General features: G+C 39.5%; 12 protein-coding genes. 8 read left to right on the forward strand and 4 right to left on the reverse strand.

What is annotated here, in order from left to right:
* The first annotated feature begins 4 nt into the window (after positions 1-4).
* Positions 5-358 (forward strand): DCC1-like thiol-disulfide oxidoreductase family protein, encoded by a 354-nt coding sequence (locus EHQ47_RS14820; RefSeq protein ID WP_135777473.1) that lies wholly within the window; start codon positions 5-7, stop codon positions 356-358.
* Here EHQ47_RS14820 and EHQ47_RS14825 read toward each other — a convergent pair.
* The 3 genes from EHQ47_RS14825 to EHQ47_RS14835 are packed head-to-tail and all read right to left on the reverse strand — an operon-like array spanning position 345 to position 3,216.
* Positions 345-1,022 carry an iron-containing redox enzyme family protein gene (locus EHQ47_RS14825; protein WP_135748040.1) on the reverse strand — a complete coding sequence of 226 codons (678 nt, stop codon included), beginning with the start codon at positions 1,020-1,022 and terminating at the stop codon, positions 345-347. The two genes, EHQ47_RS14820 and EHQ47_RS14825, sit on opposite strands and share 14 nt — an antisense overlap.
* Entirely contained in the window at positions 1,019-2,014 is a 996-nt protein-coding gene (locus EHQ47_RS14830) for a D-alanine--D-alanine ligase family protein (protein WP_135748041.1), read from the reverse strand. The genes EHQ47_RS14825 and EHQ47_RS14830 overlap by 4 nt, the downstream gene beginning before the upstream one ends.
* Positions 2,011-3,216, reverse strand: coding sequence for a KamA family radical SAM protein (locus EHQ47_RS14835; protein ID WP_135777474.1), 1,206 nt, complete (start codon positions 3,214-3,216; stop codon positions 2,011-2,013). Before EHQ47_RS14835 ends, EHQ47_RS14830 begins: the two co-directional genes overlap by 4 nt.
* A gap of 82 nt (positions 3,217-3,298) precedes the next feature.
* On the opposite strand from EHQ47_RS14835, the gene EHQ47_RS14840 reads away from it, so the two are divergent.
* From EHQ47_RS14840 to EHQ47_RS14850, 3 genes are all read left to right on the forward strand, one after another.
* Positions 3,299-3,943 carry an HAD family hydrolase gene (locus tag EHQ47_RS14840; RefSeq protein WP_238837973.1) on the forward strand — a complete coding sequence of 215 codons (645 nt, stop codon included), beginning with the start codon at positions 3,299-3,301 and terminating at the stop codon, positions 3,941-3,943.
* Between the two features lie 34 nt (positions 3,944-3,977).
* Positions 3,978-4,796, forward strand: coding sequence for a GerMN domain-containing protein (locus EHQ47_RS14845; RefSeq protein ID WP_135777476.1), 819 nt, complete (start codon positions 3,978-3,980; stop codon positions 4,794-4,796).
* Positions 4,797-4,898: 102 nt separating this feature from the next.
* Entirely contained in the window at positions 4,899-6,047 is a 1,149-nt protein-coding gene (locus EHQ47_RS14850; RefSeq protein ID WP_238837971.1) for a GGDEF domain-containing protein, read from the forward strand.
* Between the two features lie 121 nt (positions 6,048-6,168).
* Here the strand turns inward: EHQ47_RS14850 and mqnC are convergent, their stop codons facing one another.
* A complete protein-coding gene (mqnC, locus tag EHQ47_RS14855; RefSeq protein ID WP_135777477.1) occupies positions 6,169-7,278 on the reverse strand; it encodes a cyclic dehypoxanthinyl futalosine synthase in 1,110 nt (369 codons plus the stop codon).
* 123 nt (positions 7,279-7,401) lie between these two features.
* On the opposite strand from mqnC, the gene EHQ47_RS14860 reads away from it, so the two are divergent.
* Genes EHQ47_RS14860 through EHQ47_RS14875 form a run of 4 tightly spaced genes read left to right on the forward strand, consistent with a single transcriptional unit; the run spans position 7,402 to position 13,279 of the window.
* On the forward strand, positions 7,402-9,504 hold the full coding sequence (locus EHQ47_RS14860) for a (Fe-S)-binding protein (protein ID WP_135777478.1): 2,103 nt from the start codon (positions 7,402-7,404) through the stop codon (positions 9,502-9,504).
* Positions 9,505-9,527: 23 nt separating this feature from the next.
* On the forward strand, positions 9,528-10,421 hold the full coding sequence (locus EHQ47_RS14865; RefSeq protein ID WP_135777479.1) for a FecR family protein: 894 nt from the start codon (positions 9,528-9,530) through the stop codon (positions 10,419-10,421).
* Positions 10,418-11,362, forward strand: a complete 945-nt coding sequence (locus EHQ47_RS14870; protein ID WP_135777480.1) for an LBF_2017 N-terminal domain-containing protein — start codon at positions 10,418-10,420, stop codon at positions 11,360-11,362. Before EHQ47_RS14865 ends, EHQ47_RS14870 begins: the two co-directional genes overlap by 4 nt.
* 3 nt (positions 11,363-11,365) lie before the next feature.
* Positions 11,366-13,279 carry a PP2C family protein-serine/threonine phosphatase gene (locus EHQ47_RS14875; RefSeq protein WP_135777481.1) on the forward strand — a complete coding sequence of 638 codons (1,914 nt, stop codon included), beginning with the start codon at positions 11,366-11,368 and terminating at the stop codon, positions 13,277-13,279.

Below are 13,279 nucleotides of genomic sequence, written 5' to 3' on the forward strand. Positions count from 1 at the left end.
ACCTATGTTATCTAAAAATTCAGTCTTAGTGTATGATGGGAATTGTGGGTTTTGTACCCGCCTGGCAAAATCCATTCGAGAAAAAACGAAGGATCAGGTGGCAATTGTTTCCTTTCATAAGCTTACAGATACGGAACTTCAGTCCATTCACAAACAACTAAACAAAACTTTGTGCGCGGGGGAAGTCCAACTCATTGAATCAGGGATACGTTATCCTGGATTTTTTGCGGTACGACAACTTAGTTGGAAAATGGACAAATACAAATACTTCAGTATCCTTTTGTATTTGCCCCTGGTCCCCTTTTTCGGAATGGGAGTTATGTTTTTTTTGAAACGATTTCGAACTAAACTTTCGTAAGGCGTTCTTGATCCAAACGAGAAAGACCTTTGTAAAAATCTTCCCTTGCCACAAGAGCCTGTAAATTTCCTTCGATCACTTGCTTCTTTGATTCGTCAGTGATGGCTGTTTCTTCAATCAACTCAAACATACGTTGGCTATGACCTTCATCGGCTTCTAAATTTACTTGGAAAAATTTCCCTTCGGGAAGGGTCATTTCCGTTTTTAGTTTTTTGTAGGCCAGAGCAATCTGAGAATATTCCAATTTTAATAGGTATTCATTTGCCGGACCGAGTGCTCCAAGCCCATAAAAGAATCCTCTTGCAATGATAGACTCCATTTTATCCAAATACGTTTTGGTTTCGGGTAGGATCTTATGGTTGCCAAAATCAAATTTTAATTTTGTTAAAAATTCAATGAGAATGGAAACGTGAGTGTCTGCGATTTTTCCTTCTCCGAGTTCCCCCCAAATATTTTCCACAAGGACAATTTTTGCATTTTGATCTCTTGTTTTAGCCGCAACTAACAAAAACCAATCCACAAAGCCAATGGATACAAAGTATTCTTGGCTTAGCCATAAAATTAAGTCATTAAAACTCATTGAGGCACTTCGTTCTAACAACCACTGCGATCTAAGGATGGGATGAGTTTCTACATCCTTTTTTAAAGTTTCCACGATGTTCATAAGTTTTTATCCTTTGCATACTTGTAACGATGATGATGTTTATATTCCTGAAACCCTAAATCCAAAACATAATTTAAAAGTTCAGGGTAAGTTCTTTCACTACTTTCCCATAACAATGGTAATGTGGAATAAACAGAAGAAAAACCGGGAGTGGCATTCACTTCCAAAAAATACGGTAGGTCTTTTTCCAATTTAAAGTCGATACGAATGTAACCAGAACTTCCTATAAGATTGGCAATTTGTACTGCATAAGTTTGCAAAGAAGTAGTTAGTTCTTTTGGCACAGAAAAATCCAAAGATTCCACAAAACTTTCTTTAGATTTGACAAGATCACTGTATACAGATCCGGGATACTCCACAAAGGCAGGAGCTGTGGCCGAATAACTCCCTTTATTTCCGAGTACAGCGATTGTCAGTTCCCTTCCCGAAAGATAAGATTCAACAAGGACTGGACTGTATTTTCCAACTAACGCAGGTAAAACTTCCATCCAATCATTAGTATTCTGAATCTGATTTTTTTCGTTTATGCCAAGACTCGAACCCTCGCCATTTGGTTTGAGGAACAAAGGAAAGTTCCCCGGTGGTGTTTGGTTTTTATCTTCCACAAGCCAAAAATTTGCTGTGGGGATTCCAAAGGATTTTAAAAAAAGTTTGGTTTTGTATTTATCTAAAGTGAATGTTTGGACTGCCGCAGAACTTCCCGTATGAGGCACGGCCAAATATTCGCATAACGCCGGTATGTAGGCTTCTCTGTTTGGAGACTGGTATCCTTCAATTAAATTCCAAACTATCCAATGTTTTCTTTCTTCTATGGGGATGTTACAAAGAACTGATGTTATCTCTGTTGGGTTTGATAAAACAGCAACATCATAACCCAAATCCTTAATGGTAGTTTCCATTTTTTGGATGGTCTCTTCTGATTCCCATTCCTGAGAAAGTTCGGGTTCATTTGGATCATACACATCACATGCAAGAATCACAGTTCCTTTCATAAGCCTAGGTTCTCCAAATCCACATCACTCAAAACAGGATAATAGGATTCCTTATTGGAATCTACTGGTTCAAAGGATAAATGGATTTTTTTTGTGACTGCCGATCGAAATACATGTTGGCGGGTTTTGGGATTATACCCCAAATACCAGTTAGGTGCAATGGTAATTTTACCACCTCCACCAGGAAGGTCATTTACAAATTGTGGGATCCCCATCCCTCCAATTTTTCCCCGCATGTATTCTACAATTTCAATCCCACGGGCAAGCGGGGTACGAAACCCTCTGGAACCGGGAATCAGTTCCGGATCATATAGGTAATAAGCACGAACACGCATCTCCAAAAGTTTTTTATGAAGAGTTAGCATGGTCTCTTCCTCATCATTGATTCCCTTTAAAAGTACAGACTGGTTCCCGACAGAAACACCAGCTTTTAATAACCGGAGGATTGCTTCTTTCGATTCTTTTGTACATTCTTTGGGATGGTTGAACTGGGTATTACAAAATATGGAAAGTTTGTCGTTATTATAAGTTTCAATGATTTTACACAAAGTCTCTGTTATGCGAAATGGCAAAGTGACTGGGTTTCTTGTACCTAATCTACAAATTTTTACATGAGGGATGGAGTTTAATTCCGAAAGAATCCAATCAAGTCTTGAATCTGCTAAGTTTAATGGATCTCCACCGCTAATGACTACATCTTCTATTTCTGAATGATTTCGAATGTATTCAAATGCCTTTTCCAAATCCCCTTTTTCCATTCTTTCTTCATTGGAAGATACCTTTCGTCCCCGCATACAATGGCGGCAATACACACTACAAGAATGGTTGGAAAATAAAAGAACTCGATTGGGATACATATGGGTCAGCCCACGAACAGGGCTTAGTCGTTCTTCATCTAAAGGATCGGCACTTTCTTCAGAAGAAAGGACTGCCTCTTCGGAACGAGGAACAATCATTTTTCGAATGGGACAATTGGGGTCATCGGGGCTTGACAAGGAAAGGTAATACGGAGTGGTAGAAACATGCAAACGAATGGTTTCTCTAATTCCTATGAGTTCCGATTCTGTTAGAACAAAATACCGAGATAAGTCTTCCCCTTTCACTCGATTTTGCAACTGCGAGGTGTGATCCGTCCAATTTGTTCGGGAATACAACTCTTCGCGCGCCTTAAGAACTTCTGATAAACTGCTTTGCACGAGCATAACTTCCAATTCCTTACTTGCCAAGAGACCGCCAAATTCTTTTCTGGTGGTAATGCAAGAAAACCGCCTGGGGGAAATCCGCATGGTCGCCTTCGATGTCGATGGGACCTTATTTTCCTCAGAATCCATAATCTTTAAGACCTATGTGCAGGCAATCGAAGAGTTTGCACAAAAGACGGGAAAAATCACGTCCTTACCGAGTCATGACCAGATTATGAATGAGATTGGGAAACCCGTTCGTACCATCTTTAAAAACCTTTTGCCTGACCTTCCCGAAGCCGAACGTGATATTATTTCTGGAAGGGTTCTAGACCTTCTCTGCGACGCTATCAGAAGCGGTGGTGGTGATTTTTATGCAGGTGTCGGTTCTACCATCCATTATCTGAAAGAAAAAGGATACACCATCACTTGTGCCTCCAACGGAAGAAAAGCTTATATTGAAACCGTTTTAGATACAGCAGGCGTTTTACAATACTTCGAACCAATTGTTGTCATCAACCAAGACACCATCCATACCAAAGGAGAAATCCTTGCTGAGTATGTTCGCAAATACAATTTAGAACCAAGTGCCATTGCGATGATTGGAGATAGACATAGTGATTGGGAAGCAGCAAGAGAGAATGGATGTCCATTTGGCTTCTGCACCTATGGTCACGGCCTTCCTGGTGAAATTCCGGATTTCGATTGGAAATTCGATGATTTACCCAATTTGAAAGAATTTTTTTAAATTCGAAATTCTCTACTTTTCCGACATTGATACTGTGGCGGTACATCCCCAAATCCAAGATGATAAATGGAAATCTTTACGCTATTTGATTGGCGGGATTTTTCTTGTACTGGTCCTCATTGAAAAGTCGATGGGCTTTGACCCGAAAGCCACTGGAAGTTTTCTCCCCAAACAAGGATTCCGCAATATAGGCAAATCGCAAGATAAGGGAAAATTTGCGGAACCTTCCGATCCTTTTGCCAAAGAAAATTGGGAAGATGATTTGAATTGGGAAGAAGAAGTTTTGACCCAAACTTTCCCTGATTCTGATTCCAAACAAAAACCTCGCACAAAACTAGTGGATGAAACCATTCCGGAAATCACCCTTCCTGAAGACAGGTTTCCTGGCGCCGGCAAACGACTGCAAGTGGATGCCGGGTACTTACCTGTATATTTCTTAAAATTTTATGGAACCGGCAAAAATAGCCAATCCCAGCTAGTCAAACTCACCCGGGAATTTCCAGGGGGAGATCCCATTCCCTATTTATTCCAAGAACTTACAAAAGGACCAAATCCTGAAGAAAAAGGCAAAGGGATACTTTCGGCTCTATCCAAAAGAGTCCGAATGGAGCCCAATTACCGTTTGGAAAATGGAATTCTCCATCTTTCAATTTCGGAAGATATCGGTTATGGAGGGAGTATGGAAATTTTAAAAGACAGACTCGATCAAATTTCATTTACCATGATTGGAAATTTTGGAATCAAAGGAGTAATACTTTATTCCAATGGGGAAAGAATTCGGACTTTAGGCAGTGATGGAATGACAATTCCTGAAGTTCTTGCTAGATCCCAAAGGAAGGTAATCATTTTCTAACTCAAGGAAATGGTTTACAGATCTTAGATTTTCGGTATCTTTAGTTCTGGTTCTTACATGCGTAGGCATACATTCAAAAGATATTTTTTTGTTTTTCGTAAAATGTTTTTACGAACCTACCATCCTAGTTTCACCGCCACAAATATTTCCGACATAGGCTCTTCCCTTCAGATTTTTAGTGTGATGACGGCCTTTACTTCGATCATCTCTCTTTTGTTTGTTGATTCCCTTGTGCGAACCAAAGAAGCCAGTTTCTGGATTGCTTTTTTTAGAATCTCTTCTCTTGGCATTTGTTTTTTTGTTTATCTCTTTGGAAAAAAAAGAGTCAAACTCTACCAAAGACATATCTACGGAATCACAAGTCTTGTCCTCATTGGTCTGATTTTACTCTATATTCCAATGATGGTGTATGATAAACCAAACCATGCCTATTATCTGTTTGGTTCTGCCATTGTCATTGCCAGTGCTTCAATTCTTCTATGGATTGAACCTTTCCGGATTCTACTTCTTTCCACTCTTTACATTGCTGTATTCATTCCCTTACATTTAAACTTTTCACGCATCCAAGGATTTGATCGTTTTGTTTTTTACCAAGATGTTCTCATCGTTTCTTTTTTACTCGCCTTTGGATTTGTGGCAAACCTCCTCATCAACTATTGGCGGTTTGAAGAATACCGGGTCAAGGCAAGACTTAGGATCACAGTCGGGAAACTACTTCGGATCAATCAAAAAATCGAAGACCTTTCTCGTGTGGATTCGATGACAGAACTATTTAACAGGCGTCATCTGCTCGAACAGTTTGATCTCTATAAAAAAAGATCCAACAGAGAAGGGTTTATCATTGGTCTTGTGATTTTAGATTTGGACCGGTTAAAAGCAATCAATGACAAATACGGTCACAAACAAGGAGACCTTGCCATCCAAGCTTTTGCCAAAACGGTAAAGTCCCGAACAAGGATCACAGACATTGCGGCACGAATTGGAGGAGATGAATTTTGCCTTCTCGTTTCTCCCATTGATCGAGAAGGTTTGCAGGTTCTTGCCGAGTCCATTCGTGAGAAATTGGAACGGTTACAAATCCCCATTCACAACCAACCAGGAGAGTCCCTTACCCTAACAGTATCCATTGGGGCCACACTCTTTCGTCCAGAAGACGATCCGAGTTTTGATGAACTCTATCACAAAATTGATACAGCCCTCTATACCTCAAAAAATGAGGGAAGAAACAGAATCACTCTTATCGAATCTTAAAAAAAAAGATCGACAGGTTTTGCAAATTTCATTAGCGTTGAAATTGAGACTGATTCTCAGTTTATGTCCGTAACGGATAAGGTGTAAAACTTCCAAGATGGGTGAAAGCCCGTCTTTTTTTTTACTCCACCCCTGCTCGGTTGCAGTCGTATTCTTCGGTGTAGAGTAAGTTTCGTCGGATGGGTTGGAACCCTCCTTCTTTTAAAAACCTACGAGCTTCCTTTTCTGTTTTTAATCCAAAAGAACGAAGTACATTCTCCTCAATGACAACAGAGGAAATATCATCAGCCCCGGAATAAAGTGCCAGTTGTCCCACACCTTTTCCAAGAACCATCACGGAAGTTTCAATGTGTTTGATATTGTCTAAAAAAATGCGGCAGATCCCAAGCACTTTCAAATATTCATGCGTGGGCACTGGCCTGACTTTAAACCTTTTGGTTTGTGGTTGGAAGGTCCAAGGAATAAAAGATAAAAATCCACCGGTTCTGTCTTGGAGGTCTCGGACCACACTTAGGTGTTCGATTACCTCTTCTTCTGTTTCTTCCGATCCAAAAACGACGTTTGCTGATCCAAGGAGTCCTACTTCGTGACAGGTTTCCATTGCACGAACCCATTCCGATACAGTGGCTTTTTTTGGGGAAATGATTTGGCGCATCCTTTCTGTGAGAATTTCTGCCCCAGCTCCAGGAACCGAATCAAGACCCGCTTCTTTTAAAATGAGTAAAACTTCCCTGAGAGGTTTTCCTGTGATGGTTTCTAAATTGATCACTTCCACAGGAGAAAAGGCACGGATATGCATCTTGGGGTATTTTGCTTTTACCGTCCGAATGACATCTAAATAATAATCAAAAGGAAGATTTGGATACACACCACCTTGGAGAAACATTTGGTCTGCTCCTTCTTCCACGGCATAATCCATTTTTTGTAAAATCTCTTCTTTGGAGAGAACATAACCTTTTCCATTCCCAATTTCATCCATAAAGGAACAAAAACTGCATTCCACATTGCAATAATTGGTATAATTCACCACTCGGAACATAGTGTAACTGGCTTCTGTATGAGGACGAATTTTTTCCCGAAGGAACCTTGCTGCCATTTGGATTTTCAGAAAGTCCCCACTTTTGTAAAGGAGGAGTGCTTCTGCAGGAGAGATCCGTTTGCCTTGGACAGCGTTCAAAAGGACAGCATCTGCGGGGTCATTTGGGCTAAATGAAAACGAGTCTAAGTTCATAATCTCTACCTACTTGGACAGGAAATCTTCTGACAGATCCCTGTAAAAACCGAATTTTCCTGGACATTCATTTTTCTATACAAATCCTAGGAAATACCAAACACCTTAAGGGCATAAACATAAATGGATATCGGAAGAATACTCTTTCACCTATTATTCACAGCATTTTTCGTCGTGGCAAACATTGTCTTTGTCCGCGCCATCCTTTACAGGCTCGGACTGATCTTCAATGGTCGTCCTGCTTTCTTCAATGAAGATGCAAAAAAGAACCTAAATATTGGATTTCGTCTTAAAAGTTTTTTAATAAACGTTGTCCTACAAAAGAAAAATTTCCGGGAACCAGTGCGCGGAATCATGCACGCATTTGTTTTTTACGGATTTCTCGTGTACACCATCCACACAACAAGCCAAATGATTGCTGGTGTGTTTGGATATGTCATGGACGATCCTTACAAATTTGCTCTTCCTGAATTTCTTTTGGGCGAAGCTGCCAATCATATCTATGAACAAGCAGTAAACTATGTTTCCATCCTTGTATTAACTGGTCTTGGATTTTTTGCTTGGAGACGTTGGATCAAAAAGGCAAAAGGATTGGATGTTCACTCTCCAGCTTCTGCGATTGTGATCAGTATGATCGCAACTCTTATGGTTACCACCTTACTTGGGAATGGTGCGAAAACTGTTGCGGCAACTTACTTCACTCATGCAGGTCTCATTGATGGAGCCATTGGATCCGTTTGGGAATCCATCGGTGTTGCAAACTCTTCTGCCGACATCGTTTTCCAAATTATGTGGTGGGGACATATCATTACTGTGTTCTCGTTTATGTTGTATGTTCCTACATCCAAACACGCTCACTTAATTTTTGCTCCGTTTAACTACTTCCTTGCGACAGACACTCCTAAAGGCCAACTTTCTAAACTTAATTTAGATGATGAAAATGCAGTTTGGGGATCCAACCGCGTAGAAGACTTTCCTTGGCCAAACCTACTCGATGGTATGTCTTGTATTGAATGCGGACGTTGCCAAGTAGAATGCCCAGCCAATAGAACTGGAAAAGTTTTAAATCCTAAGGCTATCATTGTAGAACTCAAACACCAAATGTTAGAGAAAATGCCAGATGTGGCAGCAGCGCGTGCGGGAAAAACTCCTGAAGAAGCTGCAGAAGCAGTTGCTGCACTTGAAACAGGTGTTATCAATTCCCACGAGGGCCTCAGTGAAGAAGCACTCTGGGGATGTACTACTTGTTATGCGTGCGTGGAAGCATGTCCTGTAGGAAACAACCAAGTAAATGCCATCATTGAAATGCGCCGTCACTTAGTTCTTGCGGAATCAAAAATGAGTCCTGAACTTCAAAAAGCCTTCACAAACATGGAAAACAATTCCAATCCATGGGGTGTGGGAGCACATACAAGAGCAGACTGGGCAGAAGGTCTTGGTGTGAAAGTTCTTTCAGAAGCAGAAGACAAAAACGTAGATGTACTCTATTGGGTAGGTTGTGCGGGTGCTTTTGATGAAAGAAACAAAAAGATCTCTCGTGACTTTGTTAAAATCATGCAAAAGGCTGAAGTAAACTTTGGAATCCTTGGAACCGAAGAAGGTTGTTCTGGAGATTCGGCTCGCCGCGGTGGTAATGAATACCTCTACCAAACTTTAGCACAAACCAACGTAGACACAATCAACGGTTACGGAATTAAAAAAATCGTTACGGCTTGTCCACATTGTTACAACACAATCAAAAACGAATATCCACAATTTGGTGGAAACTTCGAAGTCATCCACCACTCTGAATACATAAACCAACTATCCAAAGATGGTAAAATTGATGTGAAAGTGGCTGATGATGCTAATACCGGAAAATACACTTACCACGATTCTTGTTACATCGGTCGTTATAACAACAACTACGATAACCCTCGTGATGTTGTGAAAAAGGTATCCGGTGGAAAAATCGAAGAAGCAGTAGACCATCACTCCAAAGGACTTTGTTGTGGTGCGGGTGGTGCACAGTACTGGATGGAAGAACATGTAGATGAATCCAATCCTGAAAGTATCCGTGTGAATAGCAAACGTACAGGACAACTTCTTGATACGGGTGCCACTACAATCGCCACTGCTTGCCCATTCTGTATCACTATGATCACAGATGGTGTGAAAGCTGCGGAAAAAATTGATTCTGTAAAAGTGAAAGACATTGCAGAGTTAGTTGCTGAGAACATCGACTAACAAGTCAGAGTTGTGAGAAAAAAATGAAATTTCAAAATTTCCTCGCAACTGATTTGGTTGTTCTTTGGAAAAGGTGGAGGGAAACTTCCACCTTTTTTATTTCTAAACCAAAACCGTATTTTATCTCACATTGGTTCTCTGTTTTATTTGTCCTTCAGGCTTTTATTTTTATTTCCCTAACTGCTGAATCCAAACCCATCCATCCGCCAGAAGGCGACGGAATCACCATCATCGTAGAAAAAGGACAAACTCTGAGTATCATTTCCAAAACCTATTTGGATGATCCAAGGAAATGGAAAGAACTACTCAAATCCAACCAAATTGATAATCCGAATCTGATCATTCCAGGAATGAAATTATGGATTCCAAAAAGTTTGGGTAAAAAACCACTCGCCGACCTCCAAAGGTATACGGGAAAAACGGAAGTTTTAAAAGTATCGCAAAAAAGCTCCGATTGGGCAGGAGCCACAATGGGAGAGGGACTCTATGCAAAAGATGAAGTGCGTACTTTCAAAGATTCGGAAGCCCAATTTCTTTTGTTATCAGGCTCTCGGTTTGAAATCACAGAAAACAGCCATGTGATTATGGAAAAGGGAAAATCAGATACAGAACCGGATGAACTATATCTTCGCAAAGGACGAATTCGTTCCATCATTCAGAAAAAACCATCTGCCAACCAAAGAATGTTTTTACTAAAAACAGATTCTGCCATATCGGAAGTTCGAGGAACAGACTTTCTTACAGAAGTAGATCCTTCTGGGAACACAACCTTAAGTTGTTATGAAGGACTTGTGGCAGTCTCCGCACAAAATGTAACCGTAAACGTTCCTTCTGGCTTTGCGACCTTTGTCGAAAAAGGCAAACCTCCGCTAAAACCTTTCAGTTTACCAGATCCTCCGAAACCAAAAGAAGAATGAATCCTTTCCATCATTTCAGATTATTCCTATTTTGGTCTCCATTTTTGTTGGTTAGTCTTGGATTCTTTTTTCCTGTCTTTTCCGAACCAAAAACCATTAAATTCACTCTTGAACCGGAAAGAGATGATATCATTCAGTATGAATTTGAATTATGGAAAGAACCTAACTTTGATTTGGAGATTCCTTTTCGAGTGGTAGCAGGTCCAGGAAAAATCCAACTGTATATCCCCAATGGATATGAATACTTTCGAATTCGGGCCGTGGCCAAACGCCAGGTACGTGGGTTTTGGACAGAACTATATGCAGTGAATTCCTTTGGAAAACCAAAAGAACAGAGTAAAATCGTGGCCCGCAAACCTGCCACAACAGATGTTTTGGTTCCAATAACGAATAAGGAAGGAACCAATCATTATTATTTAACAGAAAATAAAATCCACGTAAAACCCATCTTAAGCCAACCAATGAAAACTACCGTTCGTTATCGTGTGAACGGCGGACCTTGGGTGATAACCAAACAACCGGAGTTAACATTTGCAAATGATGGGAACTATAAACTAGAATACCAAGTCACTAATGAACTAGGAATTTCTGATTCTATGCAAGTTTGGGAATTTAGTGTGGACAAAACTCCCCCAAAAACAGAGTTTCATTGGCAATCTCCTCCTTTCAGAAAATCGTCTCTCTCTTTCGTAGGACCCAATTCCAATTTAGAACTGCTGTCAACCGATACAGGTTCAGGATTAGACTCTATCCGGTTTCGCACCATTTGTGGAAAGAATCCTCCCTCCGCATGGTATCTCTGGGATAATCAAACATCTTGGACAAACGTGATCCATTCCTGTTCGGAGGATTTAGATTTAGAAATTTCAGCCACAGACAAGTTGGGAAACGAAGAAGTCCCTCAAAAAATCAAAATTCTACAGACAAAAAAAGGAAACTAAGCTGTGTTCACCGGAAATAGAATCCGAGAACTATTTGATCATTTTTTGTATGTAATTAAAACAAAATCTTTTCTTAAATTATTTCTATCAATCATTGCCTTCTTAATTTTTCCTTATTTTCTTCTCGTTTCTTCAATGATCCATTCCAGATACAAAGAAGCTTTGGATTGGAACCAAAGATTCCAACTCATTCGGATCCAACTCCTTGCCATTGATTTAGAAAACCAAATTAGAGAACAAATCAACCGAGAGATTTCTGAAAAAAAAAACGTGGGGATGATTCCCATCACAGAACTTCCAGAAATAATAAACCGCTGTGTTCCCACTCCTAAAGACCTTTCCCAGTTAGAAGAAATTACCTTGTTACAATGCGACTGGGGATCAGAAAAAAAATCGTATCTTTTCGTTTTAGATGGGAAGAATGTTTCCGTCCACTCTGCTAAGTTTTTAGAAGATGCTTTACTTGATTCACCTTTTAGTGATCCGAATGAGGGTTTATTTATACTCGGCACGCAAGGAGATTTTGGAATTTCAGGATTTATCGAGGATGAATTTTTAGTTTCTGATTTTTGGAAATCCGATGTAAAATCTTCTCTCCAAACTCATTCCAATCTACCATCCCTTCGGGAAACAAAAAAGGATGATTTGGATTATTTTGTTGTCAGTTATCCAATGTTTGAACTACCAATTCATTTATTCATTGTTAGCCCAAAAGAACTAGTCTTAATTCCAATTAAAGAATCCTTAAAAAAGAATATAGTCATATTAGTTTCCTTACTTTTTTTATCCTTTGTTTTTTCTCTCGCAATTTCACTTAGAGAAATTGAATCAAAACAAAAATTAAAACTTCTTTTACAAGAGTTCCCTCATGCAGCCATCCTATATGATTCAAAGGGAAAAATTCTTATAGAGAATCAAGAGATCGAACAAAAACTTTTGGTAACAAATTTATTCCGAGACCAACTTTCCGTCAAAGAGTGGATTGAAAAAGAAATCAATTTATTCCTAAAGGATGAGTCAAATTTACAATTGGACCTAACCAAACTTAGAAAAGAAGAATCTGAGTTTTATTCAGAAGATGGCTCTGTTTATTTATTGGAATTTACATACCAACTTTGGTTTTTGGAACAAAAATATCGGTTCGCAAGCGGAGCCCTAGTCCTTGTACAGAATGTAACAAAAAAACGTTTAGAATTCGAAAAGGAAATGGACTACGCAAAAGACTTACAAAAGAAATACCTTCCCAATCGAATTATCATTTTACCCAATTTAGATTATGAAGTTTTATATAAACCACTGATCCAAGTGGGTGGTGACTATTACGACTATATTGATTTGGGAAACAATAGATCCATTTTTGCCCTTGGTGACGTGATAGGACATGGAGTAAAAGCTGCCATGATGATGACAGTTCTACGGGTTCTATTCCATCAAATTGTGAAAACAGAATCTGATCCAAAAGAAATTCTAAAAAAAATGAATGAAGGTGTTTCCAATCATTTTCCAGATCCCTATGCTTTTGTTCCTTTTTTGTTTTTATTATTTGATTTTAATCAAAACACAGTTTTATACGGAAACGCAGGCCATCCGGGGATGTTATACCTCTCAGGAAATGAGATTCTTTGTCCCGAAAAATTAAACCCTATGTTTGGAATGCTTCCCAAAATAGAACCAAAAGTTTTGGAATTTCCCATCCAAAGAGGTGATCGTTTTTATCTTTTCACAGATGGGCTCAAAGATGTCGAAAATTCTAAAGAAGAAAAACTCGGCGATAAGGAATTAAAAGATTTTTTATCTTCGATGAAGGACAAACATATGTCCCTCATCAAACAAGAATTAGAACTAAAAATCAGATCCTACTCAGAGGGAATCCCTTTCCTCGATGATATCACCTGGATTGGAATAGACGTCATTTAG

Origin of the sequence: Leptospira bourretii (assembly GCF_004770145.1) — a bacterium.
GTDB classification, from domain to species: domain Bacteria; phylum Spirochaetota; class Leptospiria; order Leptospirales; family Leptospiraceae; genus Leptospira_A; species Leptospira_A bourretii.

Bases quoted from the DNA above. Each gene is read 5' to 3' on its own strand.
- EHQ47_RS14860 (WP_135777478.1), top strand. From the start codon at position 7,402: ATGGATATCGGAAGAATACTCTTTCACCTATTATTCACAGCATTTTTC.
- EHQ47_RS14820 (WP_135777473.1), top strand. From the start codon at position 5: ATGTTATCTAAAAATTCAGTCTTAGTGTATGATGGGAATTGTGGGTTT.
- EHQ47_RS14830 (WP_135748041.1), bottom strand. From the start codon at position 2,014: ATGAAAGGAACTGTGATTCTTGCATGTGATGTGTATGATCCAAATGAA.
- EHQ47_RS14850 (WP_238837971.1), top strand. From the start codon at position 4,899: ATGTTTTTACGAACCTACCATCCTAGTTTCACCGCCACAAATATTTCC.
- EHQ47_RS14840 (WP_238837973.1), top strand. From the start codon at position 3,299: ATGGTCGCCTTCGATGTCGATGGGACCTTATTTTCCTCAGAATCCATA.
- mqnC (WP_135777477.1), bottom strand. From the start codon at position 7,278: ATGAACTTAGACTCGTTTTCATTTAGCCCAAATGACCCCGCAGATGCT.
- EHQ47_RS14870 (WP_135777480.1), top strand. From the start codon at position 10,418: ATGAATCCTTTCCATCATTTCAGATTATTCCTATTTTGGTCTCCATTT.
- EHQ47_RS14825 (WP_135748040.1), bottom strand. From the start codon at position 1,022: ATGAACATCGTGGAAACTTTAAAAAAGGATGTAGAAACTCATCCCATC.
- EHQ47_RS14835 (WP_135777474.1), bottom strand. From the start codon at position 3,216: ATGCTCGTGCAAAGCAGTTTATCAGAAGTTCTTAAGGCGCGCGAAGAG.
- EHQ47_RS14865 (WP_135777479.1), top strand. From the start codon at position 9,528: ATGAAATTTCAAAATTTCCTCGCAACTGATTTGGTTGTTCTTTGGAAA.